This is a genomic window from Ramlibacter sp. (genome assembly GCF_035554825.1).
In the GTDB taxonomy this organism is placed as follows: domain Bacteria; phylum Pseudomonadota; class Gammaproteobacteria; order Burkholderiales; family Burkholderiaceae_C; genus Ramlibacter.
The window spans coordinates 1-3,876 of the sequence record NZ_DATMHS010000159.1 but is presented as its reverse complement, the minus strand read 5'-3'; the positions used below and the strand labels follow the sequence as shown (position 1 = coordinate 3,876).

At 67.5% G+C, this 3,876-nt stretch carries 4 protein-coding genes; 2 read left to right on the top strand and 2 right to left on the bottom strand.

Annotated elements, in window-relative coordinates; genetic code table 11:
* Together VNT59_RS19885 and VNT59_RS19880 are read left to right on the top strand one after the other, a co-directional pair.
* On the top strand, window positions 1–1,152 hold a 1,152-nt coding region (locus tag VNT59_RS19885), incomplete at its 5' end, for a cyclopropane-fatty-acyl-phospholipid synthase family protein (RefSeq protein WP_325501356.1).
* A gap of 16 nt (window positions 1,153–1,168) precedes the next feature.
* Window positions 1,169–1,492 carry a DUF1840 domain-containing protein gene (locus tag VNT59_RS19880; protein ID WP_325501354.1) on the top strand — a complete coding sequence of 108 codons (324 nt, stop codon included), beginning with the start codon at window positions 1,169–1,171 and terminating at the stop codon, window positions 1,490–1,492.
* 72 nt (window positions 1,493–1,564) lie between these two features.
* Here VNT59_RS19880 and VNT59_RS19875 read toward each other — a convergent pair whose 3' ends face one another.
* Both VNT59_RS19875 and VNT59_RS19870 read right to left on the bottom strand, forming a co-directional pair.
* Window positions 1,565–2,527, bottom strand: a complete 963-nt coding sequence (locus VNT59_RS19875) for a tripartite tricarboxylate transporter substrate binding protein (protein WP_325501358.1) — start codon at window positions 2,525–2,527, stop codon at window positions 1,565–1,567.
* A 206-nt stretch (window positions 2,528–2,733) separates the two neighbouring features.
* On the bottom strand, window positions 2,734–3,723 hold the full coding sequence (locus VNT59_RS19870; protein ID WP_325501352.1) for a tripartite tricarboxylate transporter substrate-binding protein: 990 nt from the start codon (window positions 3,721–3,723) through the stop codon (window positions 2,734–2,736).
* Between the last annotated feature and the right edge of the window lie 153 nt (window positions 3,724–3,876).

Here is a 3,876-nt window from a genome sequence, read left to right as displayed (position 1 = left end):
AAGGATTGGGGCAGCCTCGCCACCCTGGTCGGGGGCCAGATCGGCCGCCTCGCGGAGGATTTTGTCGAAAGCCGCGTGCAGATCGAAGGCCGCATGCGCGACATCATGGCGGTGGCCGCGCGGCTGCTGCCCGGCACGCCGGTGAACAGCGACACCCACTGGTGGACGCAGGTGATCCGGCGCGCGAAGTCGCTGGCCTCCCATACGCCACAGAAAGACGCCCAGCAGATCCAGTTCCACTACGACGTCTCGGACGACTTCTACGAACTGTGGCTCGATCCGCGGCGCGTGTATTCGTGCGCCTACTTCCGCGACGCCGACATGTCGCTGGCCGAGGCCCAGGAAGCCAAGCTCGACCACATTTGCCGCAAGCTGATGTTGCGGCCCGGCGAGCGGTTCCTGGACATCGGCGCCGGCTGGGGCGGACTGCTGCTGTGGGCGGCGGAGCATTACGGCGTCGACGCCACCGGCATCACGCTGTCGAAGAACCAGCACGCGCACGTGCAGCGCGTCATCCGGGAGAAGGGCCTGGAGGGCCGCGTGCGGATGCAGCTGCGCGACTACCGCGAGCTCGATGAGGCCGAGTCGTTCGACAAGATTGCCTCCGTGGGGATGTTCGAGCACGTCGGGCAGGTGAACATGCAGGCCTACTTCGGCAAGGTCTTCCGGCTGCTCAAGCCCGGCGGGCTGGTGATGAACCATGGCATCACCGCCGGCGGCATCCATCCGGGCCAGCTCGGCGCCGGCATGGGCGAGTTCATCGAGAAGTACATCTTCCCCGGCGGCGAACTGCTGCACGTGAGCCATGTGCTGCGCGAGGTGGCGATGGCCGGGCTCGAGATGGTCGACACCGAAAACCTGCGGCCGCACTACGCACGCACGCTCTGGGCCTGGTCGGACAGCCTGGAGGGGCAGCTGGAGGAGGCGCAGCGGGTACTTGCCTCGACGGCCGGCGCCGAAAACGCGGGCAAGATCCTGCGCGCGTACCGGTTGTACCTGTCGGGGTGCGCGATGAGTTTCGAGCGCGGCTGGCTTGGCCTGCACCAGATCCTGGCCACGCGCCCGGACGGCCAGTTGCAAACCGGCGCGCTGCGCGGCGCACAATCGGCCTACCCGTTCAACCGCGACTACGTGTACTCCCGCGCCGACTGAAGCCGGCGACTGCCTCATGCTCTACAAATTCAAATCCAAGGCCGCCGGCGATCTCATCATGCTGGAGCCGAACGGTCGCCGCGTTCTGCAGATCATCGGCAAGGACCCCGAGCCCCAGGGCATCATCGAACCCGCGCAGATGCCGGGTGCGATCGCCGCGCTCGAGGCCGCGATCGCGAAGGAAGAGTCGGAGCAGAAGGCGGCCGCGGAGGAGGCGACCGCCAGGGGCGAGTCGCCGCCGCGGTTGGATGCGGTGTCGCTGCGCCAGCGCGCCGTCCCGTTCCTCGACATGCTGCGCCGCTGCGCGCAGGCCGGCAAGGAAATCGTCTGGGGCGTCTGACCGGCTGATGCGGGCGAAGGGTGACGCCGGGCTGCGCGCACGCCCGACGTCGAGGCGGGCTGGCGCCCGGCTTCAGTCCACCTTCGCGCCCGAGGCCTTGACCACCTGGGCCCACTTCTTGTGCTCGGCGTCGATGTGCTTGGCGAATGCCGCCGGCGTGTTGCCGCTGGGGATCGCGCCTTGCGACTGGAGCTTTTCCTTGATCGCCGGCGTGTTCAGGGACTTCGCGACCTCCTGCTGGATGCGGCCGACGATGTCCATCGGCGTGCCGGCCGGCGCCAGCAGCCCGAACCACGAGGTTGCGTCGAAGCCCTTCAGGCCGGCGGCCTCCTCCATCGTCGGCACGTCCGGCAGCGCCGATGACCGCTGGCGGCTGGTGACGGCCAGTGCCTTGAGCTTGCCGGCGCGGATGTGCGCGAGCGACGAGGGCAGGTTGTCGAACATCACGTCCGCCGTGCCGGCGACCATGTCCAGCAGCGCCGGCGCCGAGCCGCGGTACGGCAGGTGGACCATGAACGTGCCGGTCATGCTCTTGAACAGCTCGCCGGCCAGATGGATCGAGGTGCCGTTGCCGCTGGATGCCATGTTCAGCTTGCCCGGATGCGCCTTCGCGTAGCGGATGAAATCCTGGACGTTGTCGATGCCGAGTGCACGAGCCTTCTCGGTCTGCATCTCCATCACGTTCGGCACGCCGGCCACCATGGTGATCGGCGCGAAATCCTTGATCGGGTCATAGGGCAGCTTGCTGTAGAGCGCGCGGTTGATGCCGTGGGTGCCCACCGTGCCCATCAGCAGCGTGTAGCCGTCCGGCGCCGACTTCGCGACGATCTCCGCGCCGACGTTGCCCCCCGCGCCGCCGCGGTTGTCGACGATGAACTGCTGTCCGAAGGCCCTGGAGAGCTCGGGCGCAATGGCCCGCGCCAGGATGTCGGTGGTGCCGCCGGCGGCGAACGGCACGACGATCTTCACCGGCTTGGTCGGCCAGTTCGACTCGGCGCGCAGGGGCAGCGCGAAGCTGAGGGCGGACGAGGCCATGGCGCCCAAGACCAGGCGGCGGCCGTTATGCGATTTCGTTTGCACAGGAATCTCCTTGAAATGGTTCGAAACGCGGCAGGCGGTGCCGTGCCTGCCGCGCGTGGGCGGGTTCGATCATGCCAGCGGCCGGCCGTCCAACTCGACCGCGGCTCGCCAAAGAAAAAGGCCGCCCCGGGCGGGCGGCCTTGCTGCCTCGCGGGGCGGGTTCAGTCGGCGTAGACGCCGGCCGCCTTGATGATGGGACTCCACTTGGCGATTTCGGCCGCGACGAACTTCTTGTGCTCGGCGCGTTCCATGCGCTTGTCGGTGACGACGACGGCGCCCAGCCCTTCCTGCTTCTTGATGAACTCAGGATCTTTCAGCGCCGCCTTGAGCGCGTCATTGAGCTTCTTGAGCGCCTCCGGCGGCGTGCCCTTGGGCGCATACATGCCGTGCCAGATCGTGACCTGGAAGTCCTTGACGCCCAGTTCCTGCATCGTCGGCAGGTCCTTCAGCGCCGGCGTGGCCAGGCGCTTGGCCGTCGTGACCGCGAAGGCCTTGACCTTCTTGGCTTCGATCTGGCCGCTGGTGTTGGTGCTCTGGTCGCACATCAGATCGACCTGGCCGCCGATCAGATCGGTCATGGCCGGGCCGGTGCCCTTGTAGGGCACGGTGGTCATTTCCTGCTTCAGCGCCGACTGGAACAGCAAGCCGCACAGGTGCGAGGCGGCGCCGATGCCGGCGTTGGCCAGGTTGACCTTGCCCTTGTTGGCGTTGAGCCAGGTGCGCAGCTCGCCGAAATTGTTGGCGGGCAGCGTCGGACGGCCGATGATCGTCATCGGGACATCGTTGACCATCCCGAGGTACTCGAAGTCGTCCATGGTCTTGAAGGGCAGGTGGCGGTACAGGCTGGGCTGCGTCGCCATGCCGATGTGGTGCAGCAGCACCGTGTAGCCGTCCGGCGCCGCCTTGGCCACCTTGTTGGCGCCGATGGTGCCGCCGCCGCCGGCCGCGTTGTCGACCACGACCGTCGTGCCCAGCGGCTTGCGCATCGCTTCGGCCAGGTCGCGCGCCACCCGGTCGGTGGGGCCGCCGGCGGCAAACGGGACGATGATGGTGACGACCTTGTCAGGCTGCGGATAACCGGCGGCATGGGCGCTCAGCGTGCCTGCAGCCAGCAGGGCCAGCGGCGTCAAGGACTTGAGCAACGACTTCATGGAATCTCCTTGTAAGTGACGACCGATCCTAAAGTCGGGCTGGCGTCACGTCATCAAGGGAATCACTTAGAACGACCCCCGGGAAAGCCCTGAGGCCGAGGGCGGCTCCAACGCCATCGGCTACTTGTACTGGCGGGCGTCCTCGATCACCTT

What these genes read in the sequence shown, in the direction of transcription:
- VNT59_RS19880 (WP_325501354.1), top strand. Translation starts at nt 1,169, where the DNA reads ATGCTCTACAAATTCAAATCCAAGGCCGCCGGCGATCTCATCATGCTG.
- VNT59_RS19875 (WP_325501358.1), bottom strand. Translation starts at nt 2,527, where the DNA reads ATGGCCTCGTCCGCCCTCAGCTTCGCGCTGCCCCTGCGCGCCGAGTCG.
- VNT59_RS19870 (WP_325501352.1), bottom strand. Translation starts at nt 3,723, where the DNA reads ATGAAGTCGTTGCTCAAGTCCTTGACGCCGCTGGCCCTGCTGGCTGCA.